We start from the raw sequence: 19825 nt of genomic DNA, 5'->3' as shown, positions 1-19825 counted from the left end.
TCCCGTCGGTACAACCACATGTAATGGCAATACCAAGACACGGCAGATGCACGCAACGTCTGCCGTGTCCGAAGCTTTACCTACTTAGCGTTGGGAAACTTAATCTCCTTGGGGTACTCCCACTTCTGAAGCTCGTCCACAGGGAAGCTGTAAGGCTCGACACCCTGACCAGCAACGAGAGAGTGATAGTAGAGCTCAGCCAGCTCTTCGATGTAGCAAACCTTGAGGTAGGCCTCCTCCACACTGGTCTCATCAACAGCAACGCAACCATGACCTTGCATCAGGAAAACGTCAGCCTCATGAATGGCCTCAACCACATTATCGGCAAGGGCGGGGGTGCCGGGGCGACCATAAGGAGCCACAGGAATACGAGCCTGAGAGCAGTTGAGATTGGCAATCTCATAGACAACTGCAGGGATGGGCTTGTTTAGCACCGCAAAGGTTGTGGCATACATCGAATGAGTATGCGCCAAAGCGACAACGTCTTCGCGCTCCTGATAAATCTTGAGATGCATCAAAGACTCTGAGGTAGGACGCAAACCGGTCTGGTTTTCGACGACATTAGCGTCAAGGTCCATAACAACCATATCAGGAACAACAAGGTCCTCACGGTCAACACTGGTTGGGGTAATAACAACGAGACCAGTTTCTTTGTCACGTGCAGAGAAGTTACCGGACTTGTGCTTGCACAGACCATCGCGCTGAGCCTGCTTTGCAACATTCATAACACGGAGCTTAAGATCCTCAAGCATTGTTGGATCCTTTCTATTTGGTGGAACCAAAACTAGACAGAACCTAAAAAGCCGCCGTCCGTGCTGGGAAGAACACGGGCGGCGGCGATGCCAGATGAGTGGCTGGCGTTACCGCCCAGACAAACTACTCTTCAGAGGTGGTCTCGGGAGCAGCGTTGCCACCCTTCTTGATGTCGTGGACTGTGTACATAAAGCCCAGAATCCAGATAACCAAGCAAATCAAAGGCAGGAAGTTACCCTTGAGACAGTCAAGGAACTCTGCAAAAGCATAGGTCTGCAGAGGAGCGTCCATACCAGAGTTCGAAATCATCTGACCAGCAGCAAGACCCAGCTTGAGGCCCGTGCTGTTTGCAAGGTCAGTCATGAAGGGAGCGAATGCAGTACCAACGAGCAGATACACAGGAACAGCGATGACAAAGAGGATGCACATACGAGGCACGTTGCCACGTGTAACAAGCCATGCGGGAACTGCAAGAGATACGTTGACAATACCTGCAAAGGGCAGAATTTCATTGCCGTGACCAGCAAGCAGAAATGCCCAGATGGTGGTTACAGGAATGCCCCACATAGCAGCAAGCCAAATCTCGTTGGCGCCGCCAAGGAACGGCCAGTCGAGACCGACGACCAGGGTGCGGCCCTCGAAACGAGCGTTCATGTAGTCGGAGACAGCCTCGGAGATGGGGGACAGAGCCTCCATGAAGTACTTGGAGATAACAGGGAAGAGTGTCAAGCACATGGCGCACTCAATGCCAGTGCCGAGAAGCTTGCCCGGATCATAGCCAGCAAGCAGACCAAAGAAGCAGCCAAGGATAAAACCAAGGACATGATTCTCTGCAAAGATACCAATCTTTTCACGCAGTGCTGCAGCATCCATCTTGGTGTTCAGCGCAGGAATCTTGCGGAGCAGTTTGTCGATGGGATACAGCCATGCAGCGGTAAATACCATCCTGTGAGTAGTGGTAACACCAGGAATGCCACTCATCTCATAAATCTGATCCTTGAACACGTCAGCAATCTTGAGCTCAAAGACGATTTGGACAGCAGCAATAACAAAAGCGATGGGCACAGATCCAGTAATGGCAACAACGCCGACGGCGGTAAAGATCTTGCCCCAGACATTCCAGAGGTCAGCGTTAAACGTATCGGTCTGGTTGATGGTCAGCATGATGATGTTGATGACAATCATCAGGGGGAACATCAAAACGGCATACGGCCAGGTCCAAGAGATAGCGGACATGGTTGTCCAGCCACCGTCAACGATGGGCAAGTTGATGCCTAAGCGACCCAACATGGCCTCACCGATGGGGCCCATGATGCTGGTCATGTAAGAAATCAGCATGGACATGCCAGTAAAGGCAACACCCAACAGCAAACCAGAACTTACAGCCTCAGACGGCTTCATCTTGACGATAAGACCCATGATAATCATGAGTGCAGGTACAAATACGTACGACGGGACAGAACTCAAGAAGCCTTGAATCCATGTCGAAGCAGCACTAATGTCCATTAGGCACCCTCTCTTCGTTCGCGTGAAACTACACTTGCTAAACCCGCCACCAACTCCACGCTCTTCCCTACCAAGCTTCCCCCCAGATAGGGAAGAGTGGAAAGCTGGCGTAACGCCAAATCACCAGAGAACGCTACTTAGCAGCGTTCTGGAAATCCTTGATGTAGCCCAGCAGCTTCTGGTACTCCTTCTGCTGGTTCATGCCAGTAAGAAAAGCGATGCCATCGACAACGGGTACGCCGTAGCTCTTGTTCTTCTCACGGACAATGGTGATATAGGCCGCCGCGCCCTTGAGATGACGCTCAACGGACTTAAGGTCAACAGCAGTGACCTCGGCATCAATGTTGTCTTTTTTAAGCATGCGGTTCACCTTGGAGGCAACGGTCTGAGAAGTGGCAACTCCGCTGCCGCAGGCGACGATAATAGGTACTGGCATAACTAATCCCCTTTCAATCAGGACTTTCCTTGCTTTTTGCGGCTCTTACTCGTCGTAGACCCATTCCATATCCATGACCGTGTCATAGAAAGCATCGGCCGTAGGAGTCTTGAGCAGAGCATCAACCCAATCTTGACGCTGGAAATTGTGCATCAAAATCTGCAGCAAAATAATGTGAGCACCGGGCTCATTAAAACCAAGCATAAAAGCGAGCTTCACATCTAATTTGTTGTCGGGATCAGACATATCACCCCAAGGGATTGGGGTTTTTAGACGAACAGGGGCAATGAAAGGCTTGACAATAGCCTCGCCCTCGGTATGAGGAATTGCAATGGGATAGGGCTCTACAGGAAGTGCGGTAGAATAGTTGTTTTCACGCTCAGTAATGGATGGAAGATATGTTTCGTTGACATAGCTCTTTTCGAGGAAACGCTTACCCATAATCTCAAAAACTTCAAAAGGGGTGGATGCTTCAAGATCCACTTCGGCAAGCTCTTTCATAATGACTTCCTTGCCCAGCATGAAATTCTCCTCTCACGCACATTTTTTATCACTGGCAAGCAGCTGGTATAAATGTACGTTCAACTGCCATTATATTTTGTGAATTACCGCCAGCGGTAGTATTATAACGGTGAGCGGTTTTGTTTGTATTGTTAATTTTTGTTTGTTCTGCATCAGATAAACATACTTGTGCGAATTGCAAACTTGCAAAATCAGCTCTAGAAAAGCTAACGGTTATGTTGACGTGCAGGTTAATCTTTTCTAAACAAAAATCCATTCACACAATCAAACAAAAAATTTTTCAGACAAAATAGCGGGCTTTCATGAGATCGATGGCTGGTAGCAAAGCATTGCTTTTAAACCTGGTAAGACCGATCAAAACGCTTTCTCCCCGATTAATTTTTAGAAGATGACTTCGGTGAGTTCTGAAAGGGCTTTCGCTTGTTTTTCACTGATGGCAGCATCGGTCACAATGCCATCAAGGTTCACCACATCGTAGAAACCGTAAAAATCTCGCTTGCCAATCTTGCTTGAATCGGTCACCACATAACGAGCATCAGCACGATTAAGCGCCATGCGAAAGAGGCTGCCCTCAAGAGAATTTGAACCAAAAATCAGTCCATCATGCACACCATTGGTCCCCACAAACGCCTTACTAATGCCAATGGCTTCAATAGAACGTTCAGAAATACCCCCAACAAAGGCACCCGTATTGGGACGATACTCTCCCCCGATAAGAATGACATCTAGCGTATCGCATTCGTTAAGCGCACTAAAAACCTGAATACTATTTGTAATGGCACGCAGATGGACATTGCCAATAGCACGCGCAAGTGCCTCACAGGTGGTACCGGCGCCCAGAAAAACTGTGTCCCCATCTTGGACAAGACGGGCAGCTGTTTGGGCAATTTGTTCTTTTTCGATAGCGTGCTGCTGATGCTTTTCGCTGGTGGTGTATTCGCGACGAGCTACAGTGCCATGAAGACCTGCAATACTACGCGCGCCACCATGCACGCGCGTTAAGCGCCCAACCTCAGCAAGTTCCTCAAGATCGCGACGGATGGTCATCTCGGACACATCAAGTTGTTCCGAAATTTGCTTTACCGAAGCAAAGTCCAACTTGGTCACAAGGGTGACAATTGCATTTTGGCGCTCCGGCTTTAGCATGACCTACTCCTCGCTCATAAAGCTGGGCATGGATCCCGTTTTGGATGCTTGCACAATATCGCGCAAGGCACCAGCCACCGCATCTTCGGCAGACGAACCAATGTGCCAACGAGCCATTCGAGCAACTTCGGGCATGGCATTTGCCATGGCGACCGAATTCGGCACAGCATTAAGCAGCATGAGGTCATTTTCTGCATCACCAAAGACGCAGACCTCATCCCAATCTAAGCCCAAGGCTTTGCGTAAAACGTCAGCTCCTGTTGCCTTGTTTTTACCGTGAGGCAAGATATCAATCAGGGGAGCTGTGGGATTGGGATAAACAAAATCCAGCTCGGGAACCTCAGAAACCAATACTTCCTTAATGCGCGCCATGCGCTCACGTGTACCCTTTACATGTACATTGGCCTTAACAATTTCATAGTCAGGCACCACGGGGCGCACGCCTGTCTCTGGCCAAAAAATATCGCTACAAGCAGCGCGCTCCTCATCAGAGATACCAACGCCATAGCTCACGTCATGCTCTTCATACAAAGTCAACACGGCGCCAAACTCGTCACTTAAGATCTCGGTCACACGCACCAACGCGTCATGCGGCAAAACCTCGCGAGCAATGACTTTGCCTTCAAGCAAAACAATCTGACCATTGCAACAAACTGTCGTTGCGCTTGCCCTCTGATCTCCACGCAGCAGATGAGGAATTGACGAGGCCACACGACCTGTTGCAGTAGCAAAATGCAAACCTGCATCTTGCATAGCATGAATCGCTTCAACTGCCTCTACAGTAGCTCCGCTGCCATAGTGGACAAGCGTGTCATCAATATCTGAGAGTGCAAGCTTAATCATGAATCTTCCTTGCTGAGTTTAATAATGCGGGCCTCAGTGATTTTGCCATTGGTGATTATCAAGCGCACCATAGAAGGAAAACCGTTGCGTGGCCAAGTGGGACTGCCTGGATTGATAAGAAGCGTGCCGGTTGTCTGATCGCGCTCTATGAAGGGGCGATGAGTGTGTCCACACACAGCAATATCGCAACTATCTAAGTTCAAGCGATATTCATAATGGCAAATCTGCCAGCGGAAACCCTCGGACTCAAAATGCACTTGCTTCTGCACGCGCGGGCCATAGGGTATATTGTCCCAATCGTTGTTGCCCAAACACAAATGCACCGGTGCAATATTTGATAGCGTGCGATAGTCAGAAGGAGAGCAGATATCTCCCGCATGGACAATAACATCAGCTCCTTGGAGCTGCTTTAGCAGTTCCTCTGAAAGCCATCCGTGGGTATCGGAGATGATGTCATATCGCATTACGCGCCCCCCACCTCGGCTTAGAGGCCGAGCATCCTTTTGACAGCAACTACACGACGGCGAGACACCGGAATCTTCTTGTCTTCAACGTCCTTGAGACCCAGCTGAACAACGCCACCCGATATAGTGACAAAATCTTGTACAAAATCAAGGTTAACGATGTAGCCACGATGCACCCGATAAAAGCCGTGAGGAGTCAGGCGCTGTTCGAGCTTTGCCAGCGAGATTGTCGACAGATAGCGATCGGTATCGGTATAAATGCAGGAGTAGTCGTCTTTGGCCTCAACGTAACGAATCTGATTGACAGGCACCAAGACCTTATGACCGCCCTTTTCCACAGGAATGCGCTCGGTATTGATGCTATTTGCAGGTTGTATCACCGCAGTCTTGAGACGAGCCTCGACCTTGGCAATAGCTTGCTGCAGACGGTCCATCTCAACAGGCTTCATGAGGTAATCAACCGCATCGACGCCAAACGCCTCAACGGCATACTCGCTGTATGCCGTTACAAAGACAATTGCGGGAGGATTTTTGAGCTTATGCAATGCATCAGCAAGCTGCATACCCGTAGTCTTGGGCATCGAGACATCTAGAAAAAGTACGTCGATATTCTCTCCACCATGCTCGCGACTCTTGACCAGACTTGCCACAGCTTCGCGTGCGCTCGACACCTCAGAGATGGCATCCATCTTGCCTGTCTCTTCTAGCAAGGAACGCAGCTCGAAACGAGCAGGAGCCTCGTCGTCCACAATCAAAGCGCGCAGCATGCAATCATCCTCTCTATATCTGACATAGCTGGACGCAGCATAAAAACCCGATGCTAAAAACAGTGCGAACTTGTGCGTCATAGCCGTGCATGAGTCTTTATATAGTACGCCAACGACGTCAAAGCGTCACTTTTGAACATTTTTCTGTTCGAATTACTATAGAATTGCTCACACTAGATCAGCTCAGTAAAGGTATTACTCTCGTCACTCACATCCTCATCATCATGAGGCGCAGCGTTAACCAATCTCAAAGTAACAACCGTACCTTCACCTTCACGACTCATAACCTCAACTCCAGAACCCACGCCAAAGAAGCGCTCTATGCGCTCAGCAACATTGGAAAGAGCAACGCCAGCACCTCGGCCATGAGCACCAGGGGCAATGGTGACCGTCTTGGCGGAGTTATCTAACAGGCGCTCGGCCACCTCTGAGCCCATGCCCAAGCCATCGTCTGCAACAGCAATCATCACATCATCACCATCGTGCACCACCTGCACATCAATATGCAGTGGGCCTTCATCACGCATAGCGTGACGGACAGAATTTTCCACAATAGGCTGAATGAGAAAACCGGGGATACGAATCGCTTCGCAACCCGCTTCTATATGCTCTGTCTCGATAATACGATCTGCACCAAAACGCGCTTTTTCAATCTTGAGATAGCGCCGTGTTTGTTCCAACTCCAGCGAAAGCGGTATCAGAGAGCGAGAACTATCGAGCGTATACCGATAAAAAGATGAGAACTCACGCAATAGATTACGTGCCTTAGTAGGATCTACACGCGTAAATGACGCAATGGTATTGAGCGTATTAAAGAGGAAATGCGGATTAATCTGCGCCTGCAAGGCCTTAATCTCTGCACGGGCGGTAAGTTCTGCTTGGCGATCTACCTCATAGCTGTAGAGCTGAGTCGAGAGCAATTCCGAAAAACCGCGCGCAATGGCAAGCTGCGTGCGATCAACATCGCGACCATGACGGAAGTAGAACTTGAGAGTGCCTACTGTACGATTTGCCACAATTAAAGGCACAATAACCCCAATGGGGTGCGGCAGTATACCCTGGGGCTTTTTGGGGGAATCCGAAGCATCCCATTCGGCTTTATCAATGTCAGCATAGGTCTGCATATGCCCACTCGCCAGTACTTCTTGTGTGGGCTGAGAGACGGGAAAATCAACGGGAAACTCTACGCGTTCCTCCCCGATATATGCCAAAGTTGTACGTGTATCGGTCATAGAAATCGCATTTGCCTGTGTCTCGGGCAGCAAGATGCGACAGACTTGCTCGCAATTTTCAGCTGTCAGGCCACCACTCATATAGTTGAGCGTCTTGGACGCCAAACGCAAGGTACGCTCGGTGGCTTCGGAGCGTAGATTATCTGGCATCGCCGTCGAGGTACCCACCAACACAATTGCCACAGCCAAGCCGCCGCCTGCAATCATCGTTGCAGCAAAATTTGCAGCGGTGATACCCCACGCAAGCAAGATAACCAAAAACACAGCCGCCACGATAAACGTACCATGCACCAATGTATCCTGATTGTGTCTAAACCAGCTGGGCATATCTGACCATTCAGAGCTGCGCGACGAGCCAACTTTGTTATTTTGAGCTTCGCTCATCTCTGCTCCTCTTCAATCTTGGGAAGCAAATCCCGAGAGGTCAACGGAGCGCTTGCCATCGTATCGTCTGAGATTCCCTGATGTAATGACTGTACTGTACCTGACTGCAGAATTTTTCGAGCGATGAGATGATCGTCCCAAAGCATGGACATTACTCGCGGCCAATAAGTTTGAAACTCCAAATAACGTCCTGATATTTTTTTTGCCCACTCCTGTGCTTGTTTTCGGCCGCGACGCCACACAAAGAAATACGACAGATGTTCCCGACAACTAATTGCACGGCGCAATGACGTATGAGCGATACGGCTATAAAGCTCGTCTTCGTTAAGCCACGGCGCTGGATACGGCATGAGTGAAGCAGGACGAATTTGTCGCATGCCTATCGTTGCATTTGTGCGCTTGAGTTTGGCAATCTCATAGCACCAACGATAGACATCCTGCAAAAAGAGGGATGCGTGAGAAGGAATGGGGGGTGGCAGATGACGCACACACCATTGCGAGTCAAACCACACGTCCATCCCATACATTCTAAGGTTCAGGAGGTAATCAAGGTCTTCCCCGCGGGTAATCATGGGGTCAAAAGCAACCTTGGTAAAAGCTTCTGCAGCAACAGAGAAACAGCCACCGTAAATGGTGTTTGAACGAGAAATGCGTGTACCCGAGAGCGCACTACGCATCCACTGGTTGAACTCGCGATGCAGGCCCCAGTATCTATCACACCAACGCGTACGGCCCTCATCTGCATAAGGGGAGCCATCTTTGGTGAGGTAATAGCCCGTCTTCGCCAAAATTGGCAGACCTTGCCTATTAGCATTGCCAAGCCCATAAACCGCATCCAACAAGAAATTCTCGTCAAGAACAACTTCGTCGTCGTCCAAAAAGACAACCGTGTCATGCCCCAAAACTGCAGCTACAGCCAATCCCATATTGCGAATAGCACCGTAGCCGCGCAACGACAGGCAATCCGAACGCATACGCGGTGCGATATGTTCTACCGCCTTGCGAATGCTGCATGCCTCTGCGTCGCCCACAATCAGCAGGTTCAAGCGGGTGTGTGCACGGCAAATGCTCTCTACACGTGCGCGCGCTGCTTCCTCGCAACGCCTATCAGCCACAAGCAAAACCACCACACGCAACACACCACGCACTTGCTCGAGACTGGAAAGACAAAGCTCAAGTTCGGGCATGGGTTTAGTAACATGCGTCGCATGATCATAGCTACCGATTTCGCCCATTGCGGGCAGCCAATCGGCATCTGTCCAATATGAGGGAATGACAATGACCGGATTCAAGGACTACAACCTCTGTTCAGCCGCATGATTCATCACTACTCCTATTCTAGAGTATGAATCAGCTCTCGCGCACGACACAAAGATAAGGTTGCGGTTCTGATGGGTTTATGAGTTCTTACTGTTTATGAGCTCTTACTCGTTGGGAAGCTTTCTTAGCATGAGCCATCCCACCACCAGCAACAAGCCCACCGAGAGTACGCCAATGGATGAACTACCTGTTGCAGCAGTCACACCAGCAACAATAGCGGTACCCATAACGCTCGCGTAACGGCCAAAGATATCGAAAAAGCCATAATACTCGTTGGACTTTTCCTTGGGGATAATCTTGCCAAAGTAGCTGCGCGACAAGGCTTGCACGCCACCCTGAAAAAGGCCAACCGTAATTGCAAGAATCCAGAACTCAAAGGCAGTCTTGAGGAAAAACGCCGCAAACAGCACAATGCCGCAGTACGCCAAGACGGCAATGCGAATCATTTTGAGTGTGCCATACTTACCCGCTAGCATGCCATAGGCAATTGCCGAGGGAAAAGCAACAAATTGAGTAATAAGCAGCGCGAGTACCAACTGCGTTGAGTCGATACCAAGCGCTGTGCCATAGCTAGTAGCCATGGCTATAACCGTATGTACGCCGTCAATATAAAAGAAAAAGGCCAGCATGTAGGTGAGGATAATTTTGTTTTGACCAATCTCACGCATGGTGACACCAAGCTCATGGAAAGTTGCTGCCACACCCGTCTCGCGCGCCTCACGCCAGTGGGTCTGCTTGTAACTCTTAATCAAAGGAATAGTAAAGGCCAACCACCAAGCAGCTGTAATAACAAAGCTCAGGCGAGTATCGGTCGCCGGATCAACCAAACCGGTGCTTGGGCCAGCAAAAATCAAAACCAGTGACAGGATAAAAGGCACGCAGGAACCGATATAGCCCCAAGCAAACCCCGCAGAACTGACGTTATCCATGCGTTCGTCAGTTGTAACGTCCGTAAGCATTGCATCATAAAAAGTCATTGACGAATTCAATCCAATGGTACAAATGACAAACACCACAAGGAAAGGTGTTGCTCCCATTGGCAATGCAAGGGCGACACAGCCCACCAAACCTGTGAGAAAGAAACCCAAGAAAAACTTGATTTTCATATCACGGCGATCGGCGAGCGATCCAAGCAAAGGCATCAGAATAGCCACCACCAGCGAGGCAATGGTTTGGGCCAAACCCCAAAGCACTACGAGGCGATCGGAGTCACCGCCCTTTAGAAGGCTGTTGAAATAGATGGGCACAACGGAGGTATTAAGCATGACTAGCGCTGAGTTTCCCACGTCATAACCAACCCAATTGCGCTCTTCACGCGTAAATTTAAAGCTCAAAAAACCTGCCATGGTTCCCCTCTCCGACCACCGACACTATTCTCATGGTACGGGGTGTTTGCATTTTATATATCCACAGAGCCCGTTAATCGGTAGGTGGAGTATAAACGAGCAATTCTGTACAGGCTACTGAAGTCTTCTGCCGTCCCACTGCATCTCCCGACGCTGGTCAACAGTGCTGCCCCACTGCATCCTCCCGGCGCTGGTCAACACATGCTGCCCCACTGCATCCTCCCGGCGCTGGTCAACACCTACCGCCCTATATGCTGCAACAAACCGAGGATATTCCGCTTGCCAAACGCCACACATTCTTTCAACTGTCGCATCCCCGCCTGCCAAAAGCCACAGACTGTTTCAATCAGCATCTCTTTGCTTGTCAAACGCCACGGATTCTTTCAATCGAAGCAGCCCTACATGCCAAAAGCCACGTTCTGTTTCAGAAAAAATGTCAAAAGCCACGTTCTGTTTCAAAGGGCCTGACGTTTGCGCAGGTAAATTTTTTGGGCGTGAAACGAAGTGTGGCTTTTGGCTAAAAAAGTGAAGTAGAACGTGGCTTTTGGCACCTAGCATGAAACAGCCTGAAAGAATGTGTGGCTTTTGACAAGCAGAGCTGCATCATTTGAAATGATGTGTGGCTTCTGGCATTTGGCATGAAACAAGATGTGGCGTTTGGTGTCTAGCATGAAATAGGATGTGGCGTTTGGCATCTCGTGTGAAATGAAGTGTGGCTTGTGTCATGTGGTAGGTAGGAAAAGTATTGCTTCCGCCATGCGAGATGGAACAAAACGCGACGCACCAACGCATACTAGCGCACCGAAAAAGAGCCCCTCCAAGTGGGAGGGGCTCTAAAACCTACTCGATACTACAGAGAAGCCTTACACCTCGGAGTAGACCTCCTTGAGCTTGAGCAGGTGATCATAGCGAGCCATAGCCGCCTTCTCGTTGGCCTCAAAGAGCTCTTGGGCACGCTCGGGGAACGAACGCATCAGGCCTGCATAGCGGGCCTCGTTCTGCAGGAACTCCTGATAACCACCCTTAGGAGCCTTGGAGTCAAGAGAGAACTTCTTGCCCTCAGGAGCTGCGGGGTTGTAACGGAAGAGGTTCCAGTAACCACACTCAACCGCGCGCTTCATCTCCTCTTGGCAGTGCTGCATACCACCCTTCTTGATGGAGTGGAGCTCGCACGGGCAGTAACCGATGATAAGGGACGGGCCGTCATAAGCCTCAGCCTCTTTGAGGGCCTTGAGAAGCTGCATGGGGTTGGCGCTCATAGCAACCTGTGCAACATAGACATAGCCATAGGTCATCTCAATCTCAGCCAAGCTCTTCTTCTTGAGCTCTTTGCCTGCTGCGGCAAACTGACCAAGCTGACCCAAGTTAGAAGCCTTGGAAACCTGACCGCCAGTGTTGGAGTAAATCTCGGTGTCAAAGACAAAGACGTTAACGTTGTTGCCAGAAGCAAGAACGTGATCTAGGCCACCAAAGCCAATGTCATATGCCCAGCCGTCGCCACCAAAGATCCAGAAGCTCTTCTTGGTGAGGTACTGCTTGTTGGCAATAATGCGCTTTGCCTCGGGGGTATCCACACCCTCAAGCAGGGTAAGCAACTCGCGAGCAGCAGACCTGCTGGTCTCATACTCGCCACGGCTATCCAACCAGAGCTGAGCAGCCGCCTTGAGGCCCTCGGAAACATCAGAAGCAATAATTGCTTCAGCATCGCTTACGAGCTCCTTCTGGATTGCCTGATAACCGAGATACATGCCTAGACCGTGCTCTGCGTTGTCCTCAAACAAGGAGTTGTTCCAAGCGGGACCATAACCCTGACCGTTAACGGTAAACGGAGACACACCACCAGGGTTGCCCCAAATGGAAGAGCAGCCAGTAGCGTTAGAGATAAACATGTGATCGCCGTAGAGCTGGGTAACAAGACGTGCATAAGCAGTCTCGGCGCAGCCTGCGCAAGAACCAGAGAACTCAAGGAGAGGTCTGTGGAACTGGCTACCCTTTACATTGTCTGCAAAGAGCTCGGGCTTCTCGGCAACATGTGCCACGCCGTAGTCAAAGCTTGCCTGCTCAACAGCCTCGTCAGCCTGGGGCACCATAGTGAGAGCGTCAACCGGGCAAACCTTGGCGCAGTTGGTGCAGCCCATGCAGTCAAGCGGGGATACGGTGATGGCAAACTTCAAGCCATCCATACCCTTGCCCTTGGCATCAACCATACGCATGGTCTCGGGTGCAGCTGCAACTTCTTCGGCATTGAGTGCAAACGGACGAATGGTTGCATGGGGGCATACAAAGCCGCACTGGTTGCACTGGATGCACTTGGTCTCATCCCAGTGAGGAACGATAACTGCGGTGCCACGCTTCTCGTACTGAGAAGCACCAGTCTGCCAAGTACCATCTGCGTAGGGCATAAATGCAGAGACAGGCAGGCTGTCACCATCCATGAGGTTGACAGGGGTGGTGATTGCTTTGACCTGAGCAACGATTGCGTCGCGACCAGTCAGCTGAGCCTCGGGTGCGTCATCGGTAACGTTAGCCCAATCTGCAGGAACATCAAACTTCACAAACGCGGTAGCACCAGCATCGATTGCCTTACGGTTGGAATCGACGATAGCCTGACCCTTCTTGGAGTAAGACTTGGTAGCAGCGTCCTTCATATACTGGAGGGCCTCCTCAGCGGGAAGGACCTTGGCCAGTGCAAAGAAGGCAGACTGTAGAGTGGTGTTGGTGCGCTTGCCCATGCCGACCTTCTCGGCAAGGTCGATAGCGTCAATCAGATAAACCTGAATGTTGTTCTCAGCAATGTAGCGCTTTGCTGCTGCATCAAGGTGCTTGCCAAGATCTTCGGGGGCCCACTGAGAGTTGATCAAGAAGGTACCGCCAGGCTTGACGTCTTGGACCATCTTGAAGCCCTTGTCGATATAGCTGGGGTTGTGGCAAGCAACAAAGTCCGCCTTGGTAACGTAGTAGGGCGAACGAATGGGGTTGTCACCAAAGCGCAGGTGGCTGAGGGTAACGCCGCCGGTCTTCTTGGAGTCATACTGGAAGTAGGCCTGAACATACTTATCGGTGTGGTCACCAATAATCTTGATGGAGTTCTTGTTTGCACCAACGGTACCGTCGCCGCCAAGACCCCAGAACTTGCACTCGATAGTGCCCTCTGCTGCGGTATTGGGAGCATGGGGATCCATGGGAAGAGACAGGTTAGTAACATCATCAACAATGCCAATGGTGAACTCACGAGCAGGTTGATCCTTCTTGAGCTCTTCAAAGACAGAGAAGGCTGCCGCAGGAGGCTCGTCCTTGGAGCCAAGACCATAGCGACCACCAACAACAGTGAGGTTAGCCATACCAGCCTCATACAGAGCGGCAACAACATCCTCATAAAGGGGCTCGCCAATGGAGCCAGGCTCCTTAGTACGGTCAAGAACAGCAATCTTCTTGACTGTCTTGGGAAGAACACTGGTAAAGTGGCTGATGGAGAAGGGACGGAAGAGGTGAACCTCAACCAAGCCGACTTTCTCACCGTGCGCATTGAGATAATCGATGACTTCCTTGAGCGTATCGCAGAAAGAGGCCATGCAGACGACAACACGGTCAGCATCCTCGGCGCCGTAGTAGTTAAACAGACCATAGTCAGTGCCTAGCTTGGCGTTGATCTGCTTCATATAGTCTTCGACGATGGCGGGCAGTGCATCATATGCACCATTGATTGCCTCGCGATGCTGGAAGTAGATATCGCCATTCTCGTGACTACCACGGGCGGTAGGATGCTCGGGATTCAGAGCATGATCGCGGAAGGCCTGAACGGCGTCCATATCTACCATATCCGCAAGCTCAGCAAAGTCCCAAGTTGCAACCTTCTGAATCTCGTGGCTGGTACGGAAGCCGTCGAAGAAATTCAAGAAAGGCAGGCTGCCCTTGATGGCCGCAAGGTGAGCTACGGGAGCGAGGTCCATGACCTGCTGGACATTGCTCTCGGCGAGCATAGCAAAGCCGGTCTGACGCGCAGACATAACATCAGAGTGATCGCCAAAGATGTTCAAGGCATGCGTTGCAACCTGACGAGCAGAAACATGGAAAACGCCCGGCAGACGCTCGGCAGCGATCTTGTACATGTTGGGAAGCATCAGCAACAGACCCTGCGACGCCGTATAAGTAGTCGTCAGTGCGCCGGTGCCCAAAGAACCGTGAACGGTGCCGGAAGCGCCGGACTCGGATTCCATCTCGATGACCTTGACTGGGGAGCCAAAGATGTTTTTGAGACCCTGTGCTGCCCACTGGTCAACATGGTCGGCCATGGGGCTGGACGGGGTAATCGGGTAGATGCCCGCTACCTCCGTAAAGGCATACGACGCCCACGCCGCCGCCTCATTGCCGTCCATAGACTTAAAAGATCGAGCCATGGTACTCCTCTCCTAGTACTATCCGGACGAAATTTATCCGCCCGGCCTAATCCCCCATACGCTACGGCATCCGTCGTGGCGCCTGTATATGCAAGACGCATACAAGAAACGCTTCTACTCTTACTTGCCTGAGTTACCTGCGCCATACATGTGCGCTGCACATATACATAGTAATGTAATAAACCATTTTGCACCTCAGCTAAAGCCTAAACTGCGCTTTAAATGAGAATATTTCGCCTGTTAAATGCCCTGAATTTAGTAGGAATTAAAGAGTTCCCAGCGTGTCTGCTTGCGCCCAGATAAAATCACCTCAAACAATATGCAGCCTTTGCGAAGGAAATCTGAACCGCGAAAAAAGTTAACTAAAGCTTGCGAGCAGTTTTTGATAGTCAGCCGCCATTTGCTTGGCATATGTTCCGAGCTTTCCCGCAGCAGCGATGACGCCGTGCTCATCGGACACCAAAAATACTTCGTCAGCTGCGGCAAGGGTTTGGGCATCAGAAATTTGTGCTTCATACGTAAACTGCATGTGGTGGGCCGCAGTAAGATCGCTTACCAAAGAGGTAGCACCCGAAAGCTTCTCAGTTGGATCAAGATACGCGGTAATTTGTCCTGCTGCTACCGCCCAGAGGGTCTCGGGCGCAACGCCTGTATGTGCGGCCTCTGTCTGGGCCTGCATCGCACGCTGAAGCAAGGCATTGGTACTGGTATCGCCAAGGGCTTTGTAGGGACCCACGCTCATCGCAGCCTGACCTTCTTCGTCAACTACTAACATGAGCACGCCGTCAGGATTGGCGGCGGCCCCATCAGCCAAGGTCCATTCAATGTGTTGCTTTGCCCAAGAAACCAAGGCGGGATCAACTCCGCGCTGGGAAAAGGCGCGCAGATGACGGTTTTCGAGCGGCAGACCTCCATTTGCCAAACGCCAACGGCAAATCAGTGAAGGTATTCCCAGCTCAAACGCCATATCCAGCTCCTCCATCTAAAGCAGTGACCCTTGCAATGCATTTTCACATCTAAGGCAGTGCCTCTTGCAGCATATTTCTCGCATCTACGACAGTGTTCTTGCAACGTACTTCTCGCCATGCAAAAGGGCGGAGCCACACGTCACAGCTCCGCCCTGCATTTCTTGGTAAAGCTTAGTGCCTAAAGTGACGCCTGCCCGTAAAAACCATTGTGATGCCATATTCATCACAAGCAGCGATGGATTCATCGTCACGAATGGAGCCGCCTGGCTGAATAATCGCCGTAACCCCATGCTTAGCAAGCAAATCGACACTATCCCTAAAGGGGAAGAAAGCATCGGAAGCAGCTACGAGATTTTCGGGGGCAACACCCATGCGCTCACAAGCCGCCTCAGCGCGCTCACAAGCCATCAGCGCCGAATCAGAGCGGTTGGGCTGACCTGGCCCCATACCAATACCAGCGTGATCTTTGGCAACTAAAATCGCGTTGGACTTAACGGTCTTGCAAACCTTCCAAGCAAAGAGCAAATCTTCCCACTCGGCGTCAGTCGGCTTGCGCTTGGTAGGTACTTCGAAGGTCGCAGGATCCTCATCAACACGGTCAGTCTCTTGGACAAGCAAAGCACCGTCAATCGTACGCATCTCCAGAGAGACGCCCGCATCAACGCCACCTGTCTCAAGCACGCGAAGGTTCTTACGCTTGGACAGACGCTCAAGGGCTTCGGGACTATAACTAGGAGCAATCAACACCTCAACGAACTGCTTGTTCACATCGGCAAAATGCTCAACTAATGACAGAGGCACCTCGCGATTGACCGCAATAATGCCACCAAAGGCGCTCTTGGGATCACAGGCAAAGGCACGATCGTAAGCCGTAGTTACGTCAGCTGCCACAGCAGAGCCGCAGGGATTTTGGTGCTTGAGAATGATGACGGCAGGCTCCTCAAACTCACGCACAGCAGCCCAGGCAGCATCAGTATCCAAGAAGTTGTTGTAGCTCAACTCCTTGCCCTGAATCTGACGAGCCATACCTAGGGAGTGGGCTGGAGCGTCAGACAGATGATAAACCGCCGCAGACTGCTGGGGATTCTCGCCATAGCGCAGGCTTTGCTGCTTGGTGGCAGTCACAGTCAACATCTGGGGGAAATCAAACTCAATTGAGCTGTCAAAACTTGCAACTTTATTGTCGTTAGATACTTGGCTTGCTAGATATTCTGAGATAGCGTTGTCGTAACGCGAGGTCGTCTGAAAGACCTTGAGAGCCAACTGACGGCGGGTCTCAAGTGTGGTAGCGCCATCATTTGCACGCATCTCAGCAAGAATTCGATCGTAATCGGCAGGGTCGGATACCACCGTCACGAAGTCGTTATTCTTTGCTGCGGAACGCAGCATGGAGGGACCACCGATATCAATGTGCTCGATAGCGTCTGCAAAGGTAACATCGGGTTTAGCTACCGTCTTTTCGAATTCATAGAGGTTAACGACGGCCATATCAATCATTTCGATGCCATTGGCTTTGGCATCTGCCATGTGCTGCTCATCGTCTCGGCGGCAGAGCAGGCCACCATGGACACGTGGATGCAGTGTCTTGACACGGCCTCCCATCATCTCGGGAAAGCCCGTGTAGTCATCGATGGCAGTAACCTTTACACCACCATCCACCAGAGCTTTTGCGGTACCTCCCGTGGAGATTACCTCAACGCCAAACTCGTCGGCGAGCGTTTTGACAAACTCAACCACACCCGTCTTGTCGGTTACCGATACAAGCGCCCTTTTGATGGGACGTTCTGACATAGACCCTCCCCAGTTTTGGTGCTTACAGCGACAAAATAAAGATACATCGAATAAGGCTGATTGGCTTCCTAAGAGCAGAAATAACGCCTGTACATCATGGAGCCTTCTTTGATGGGTCGTTCATTGGGCCATGGATGGGACATGTCCCATCATCGTCCATTAGATGTCCTATCATCTCGTCAGGTACCCCAGCGCGTTCGCTGTGTCGATAACCATGTAGGTGTAGTTCGTCTCCGATATGTTCGGCAGACTCTTGAGCGTGATCTGGGTGCAACTGTAGAACCAGTGGTTCATGTTCGCCGAGGCAAGCAACGCGAGGCCTGGGTCAAGAAGGGTCCACGAGAGTGTGAAGTACCCATTCCTGGATATGCCCCTCCATGTCCTCCAGCGGTAGCTGATACCCTGGCATCCGCAGATGCTCCCGCACGTGCTCCGGTACCCAGTAGTCATGCTTATCAAACCCGCCCACCAGCATATCTCCGCCAACCGTACCTATCTACAGGAAGAAGTATCCATACATGTCACAGTCCTGCCTGTGTCTTAGAATTGCGCACAGGGCTTTAAAAGTTGAGCAGAGAAGGGCCCCGGAGATGGATAAGAAGAATGTCTGGCTAAAACGACTGGAAGAAGGCGACCGCGAGCAGTTCATCCTCGATAACCAGGAGGCATTCAACTACGGAGCACTCGAGGAGTTCGGAAGAAGGGGCGAAAGCTTCGAGGAAGAAGGTCAGGTAATCTCACGCGATACAATCGAGCAGAGCCTCGACGAGGGCGAGGCCTGGCGAATCGTCTGCGACGGAGAAAACGTTGGTGGCGCAATCGTGAAGGTCGAGAGCGAGAAAGGCGAGCTCGAAATCTTGTTTACCAGCCCCCGTGCGCATAGCAAGGGTGTCGGCTATGCCGCGTGGCATGAAATAGAGAAGACTTACCCTAAGGTGACGGTATGGGGACTGGTCACGCCCTACTTCGAGACACGCAACATCCATTTCTACGTAAACAGGTGCGGCTTCCACATCGTGGAGTTCTACAACAGCCACCATCCAGACCCCAACAACCCCGACTTTGACTCCGAAAAAATCGACGGCCAATTCCTAGGCGGCATGTTCCGCTTCGAAAAGAGAATGGCTTAGTATCTTACCTTCCCAACTAGCAAACCAGCCACGTAATCACACTTTTCGCAGACCTTCTAGTATTTTTTGTTGGCATTATTAAAAATCCCCACCTATTGAAAGAGATCTGCCCAGTGAGTCGGAAAAGCTCCAATACAGATCAGTCTGTGTTCCACGCTATTCGCAGACCCCTCTTCGCTCTAAGAACCGATGTGCGCCATTTGGTGCTGTTATTGAATAAGATATTTATATTTGGAATATAGACATACGCAGTATACCTGCGAGTTTATTAATCTCACTAGATGCGGCAAAACTCGAGAAAACAGCTGCCTTTCAAAATAGGCTTTCTACCAGCGAAAACACTGAAACTTAAAAACGGGGCAATGGCGCACATCGGCTCTTAGAGCGAAGAGGGGTCTGAAAACGCTGCCTTGATATCCAAAGCAAGTCACAAGATTGCCGCCTTTAGGAACACAAACCACAGATGGTTCAAGTTTCGAGGTAAGCGCGCGTAAAATTGCAGGTCATATTTTTCGAAAATTCGAAAAACGAACCATCTACTGAAACTGCAGGGATATATAAAAATTCCCGGCCTGTTTTTGCAGGTCAAGAATATGTTTTTGGTCGCGGGGACCGGATTTGAAGTAACGACTTCTAGGGTATGAGCACGCGATGGCACTCTTTCCAGATTGGCTTGACCTCTTCTACATAACAATTTGAGACAGGATGAAACACCATATCAAAGCTAGCGTCTTCAAAAGGCAGCGGCTGTGTCATATCTGCTCGCACAACGGTGATGGAATACCCTTCCCTCTGTGCAACCTCCTGCTCACTTGCAATC

The 19825-nt window shown here is 50.8% G+C and carries 17 protein-coding genes; 1 reads left to right on the top strand and 16 read right to left on the bottom strand.

Annotated features, from left to right (window positions below):
• Window positions 1-80: 80 nt before the first annotated feature.
• The 15 genes from ACO5JD_RS03060 to purH form a co-directional block, all read right to left on the bottom strand.
• A complete protein-coding gene (locus ACO5JD_RS03060; RefSeq protein WP_021625797.1) occupies window positions 81-752 on the bottom strand; it encodes a class II aldolase/adducin family protein in 672 nt (223 codons plus the stop codon).
• Between the two features lie 124 nt (window positions 753-876).
• Window positions 877-2259 carry a PTS galactitol transporter subunit IIC gene (locus ACO5JD_RS03055; RefSeq protein WP_484987481.1) on the bottom strand — a complete coding sequence of 461 codons (1383 nt, stop codon included), beginning with the start codon at window positions 2257-2259 and terminating at the stop codon, window positions 877-879.
• Window positions 2260-2392: 133 nt separating this feature from the next.
• The gene (locus ACO5JD_RS03050; RefSeq protein ID WP_484987479.1) at window positions 2393-2695 is read right to left on the bottom strand and encodes a PTS sugar transporter subunit IIB; all 303 of its coding nucleotides are present in this window, start codon (window positions 2693-2695) and stop codon (window positions 2393-2395) included.
• A gap of 45 nt (window positions 2696-2740) precedes the next feature.
• Window positions 2741-3217, bottom strand: coding sequence for a PTS sugar transporter subunit IIA (locus tag ACO5JD_RS03045; protein ID WP_484987477.1), 477 nt, complete (start codon window positions 3215-3217; stop codon window positions 2741-2743).
• 28 nt (window positions 3218-3245) lie between these two features.
• A complete protein-coding gene (locus ACO5JD_RS03040; RefSeq protein ID WP_484987475.1) occupies window positions 3246-3473 on the bottom strand; it encodes a hypothetical protein in 228 nt (75 codons plus the stop codon).
• A 125-nt stretch (window positions 3474-3598) separates the two neighbouring features.
• Window positions 3599-4363: a DeoR/GlpR family DNA-binding transcription regulator gene (locus ACO5JD_RS03035; protein WP_021625802.1), complete on the bottom strand. Its 765-nt coding sequence runs from the start codon at window positions 4361-4363 to the stop codon at window positions 3599-3601.
• Window positions 4364-4366: 3 nt separating this feature from the next.
• The gene (locus tag ACO5JD_RS03030) at window positions 4367-5206 is read right to left on the bottom strand and encodes an HAD family hydrolase (protein WP_484987473.1); all 840 of its coding nucleotides are present in this window, start codon (window positions 5204-5206) and stop codon (window positions 4367-4369) included.
• Window positions 5203-5670 (bottom strand): metallophosphoesterase family protein, encoded by a 468-nt coding sequence (locus tag ACO5JD_RS03025; RefSeq protein WP_484987471.1) that lies wholly within the window; start codon window positions 5668-5670, stop codon window positions 5203-5205. The genes ACO5JD_RS03030 and ACO5JD_RS03025 overlap by 4 nt, the downstream gene beginning before the upstream one ends.
• 20 nt (window positions 5671-5690) lie before the next feature.
• Complete coding sequence (locus tag ACO5JD_RS03020) at window positions 5691-6437, bottom strand: LytR/AlgR family response regulator transcription factor (RefSeq protein WP_484987469.1); 747 nt, start codon at window positions 6435-6437, stop codon at window positions 5691-5693.
• 173 nt (window positions 6438-6610) lie between these two features.
• Window positions 6611-8053: a histidine kinase gene (locus tag ACO5JD_RS03015; protein WP_484987467.1), complete on the bottom strand. Its 1443-nt coding sequence runs from the start codon at window positions 8051-8053 to the stop codon at window positions 6611-6613.
• A complete protein-coding gene (locus ACO5JD_RS03010) occupies window positions 8050-9345 on the bottom strand; it encodes a glycosyltransferase family protein (protein ID WP_484987465.1) in 1296 nt (431 codons plus the stop codon). The genes ACO5JD_RS03015 and ACO5JD_RS03010 overlap by 4 nt, the downstream gene beginning before the upstream one ends.
• A 132-nt stretch (window positions 9346-9477) precedes the next feature.
• The gene (locus tag ACO5JD_RS03005; protein ID WP_484987463.1) at window positions 9478-10719 is read right to left on the bottom strand and encodes an MFS transporter; all 1242 of its coding nucleotides are present in this window, start codon (window positions 10717-10719) and stop codon (window positions 9478-9480) included.
• An 863-nt stretch (window positions 10720-11582) separates the two neighbouring features.
• On the bottom strand, window positions 11583-15116 hold the full coding sequence (gene nifJ, locus ACO5JD_RS03000; RefSeq protein ID WP_484987461.1) for a pyruvate:ferredoxin (flavodoxin) oxidoreductase: 3534 nt from the start codon (window positions 15114-15116) through the stop codon (window positions 11583-11585).
• Window positions 15117-15474: 358 nt separating this feature from the next.
• Window positions 15475-16083: a hypothetical protein gene (locus ACO5JD_RS02995; RefSeq protein WP_035438725.1), complete on the bottom strand. Its 609-nt coding sequence runs from the start codon at window positions 16081-16083 to the stop codon at window positions 15475-15477.
• Between the two features lie 172 nt (window positions 16084-16255).
• Window positions 16256-17875: a bifunctional phosphoribosylaminoimidazolecarboxamide formyltransferase/IMP cyclohydrolase gene (purH, locus tag ACO5JD_RS02990; RefSeq protein WP_484987459.1), complete on the bottom strand. Its 1620-nt coding sequence runs from the start codon at window positions 17873-17875 to the stop codon at window positions 16256-16258.
• Between the two features lie 590 nt (window positions 17876-18465).
• Here purH and ACO5JD_RS02985 point away from each other — a divergent pair.
• Window positions 18466-19005, top strand: a complete 540-nt coding sequence (locus ACO5JD_RS02985; protein ID WP_484987457.1) for a GNAT family N-acetyltransferase — start codon at window positions 18466-18468, stop codon at window positions 19003-19005.
• Between the two features lie 633 nt (window positions 19006-19638).
• Here the strand turns inward: ACO5JD_RS02985 and ACO5JD_RS02980 are convergent.
• Window positions 19639-19824 (bottom strand): class I SAM-dependent methyltransferase, encoded by a 186-nt coding sequence (locus tag ACO5JD_RS02980; protein WP_484987629.1) that lies wholly within the window; start codon window positions 19822-19824, stop codon window positions 19639-19641.
• Window position 19825 lies beyond the last annotated feature (1 nt).

Source organism: Olegusella sp. (genome assembly GCF_057238325.1).
This window is presented reverse-complemented; position numbering and strand designations above follow the sequence as displayed.

Excerpts from the sequence above, each read along its gene's own strand:
- ACO5JD_RS03020 (WP_484987469.1), bottom strand. The coding sequence starts at position 6,437 with ATGCTGCGCGCTTTGATTGTGGACGACGAGGCTCCTGCTCGTTTCGAG.
- ACO5JD_RS03050 (WP_484987479.1), bottom strand. The coding sequence starts at position 2,695 with ATGCCAGTACCTATTATCGTCGCCTGCGGCAGCGGAGTTGCCACTTCT.
- ACO5JD_RS03060 (WP_021625797.1), bottom strand. The coding sequence starts at position 752 with ATGCTTGAGGATCTTAAGCTCCGTGTTATGAATGTTGCAAAGCAGGCT.
- ACO5JD_RS03035 (WP_021625802.1), bottom strand. The coding sequence starts at position 4,363 with ATGCTAAAGCCGGAGCGCCAAAATGCAATTGTCACCCTTGTGACCAAG.
- ACO5JD_RS02995 (WP_035438725.1), bottom strand. The coding sequence starts at position 16,083 with ATGGCGTTTGAGCTGGGAATACCTTCACTGATTTGCCGTTGGCGTTTG.
- ACO5JD_RS03045 (WP_484987477.1), bottom strand. The coding sequence starts at position 3,217 with ATGCTGGGCAAGGAAGTCATTATGAAAGAGCTTGCCGAAGTGGATCTT.
- ACO5JD_RS03015 (WP_484987467.1), bottom strand. The coding sequence starts at position 8,053 with ATGAGCGAAGCTCAAAATAACAAAGTTGGCTCGTCGCGCAGCTCTGAA.
- purH (WP_484987459.1), bottom strand. The coding sequence starts at position 17,875 with ATGTCAGAACGTCCCATCAAAAGGGCGCTTGTATCGGTAACCGACAAG.
- ACO5JD_RS02985 (WP_484987457.1), top strand. The coding sequence starts at position 18,466 with ATGGATAAGAAGAATGTCTGGCTAAAACGACTGGAAGAAGGCGACCGC.
- ACO5JD_RS03005 (WP_484987463.1), bottom strand. The coding sequence starts at position 10,719 with ATGGCAGGTTTTTTGAGCTTTAAATTTACGCGTGAAGAGCGCAATTGG.
- nifJ (WP_484987461.1), bottom strand. The coding sequence starts at position 15,116 with ATGGCTCGATCTTTTAAGTCTATGGACGGCAATGAGGCGGCGGCGTGG.
- ACO5JD_RS03040 (WP_484987475.1), bottom strand. The coding sequence starts at position 3,473 with ATGGATTTTTGTTTAGAAAAGATTAACCTGCACGTCAACATAACCGTT.
- ACO5JD_RS03055 (WP_484987481.1), bottom strand. The coding sequence starts at position 2,259 with ATGGACATTAGTGCTGCTTCGACATGGATTCAAGGCTTCTTGAGTTCT.
- ACO5JD_RS03030 (WP_484987473.1), bottom strand. The coding sequence starts at position 5,206 with ATGATTAAGCTTGCACTCTCAGATATTGATGACACGCTTGTCCACTAT.
- ACO5JD_RS03025 (WP_484987471.1), bottom strand. The coding sequence starts at position 5,670 with ATGCGATATGACATCATCTCCGATACCCACGGATGGCTTTCAGAGGAA.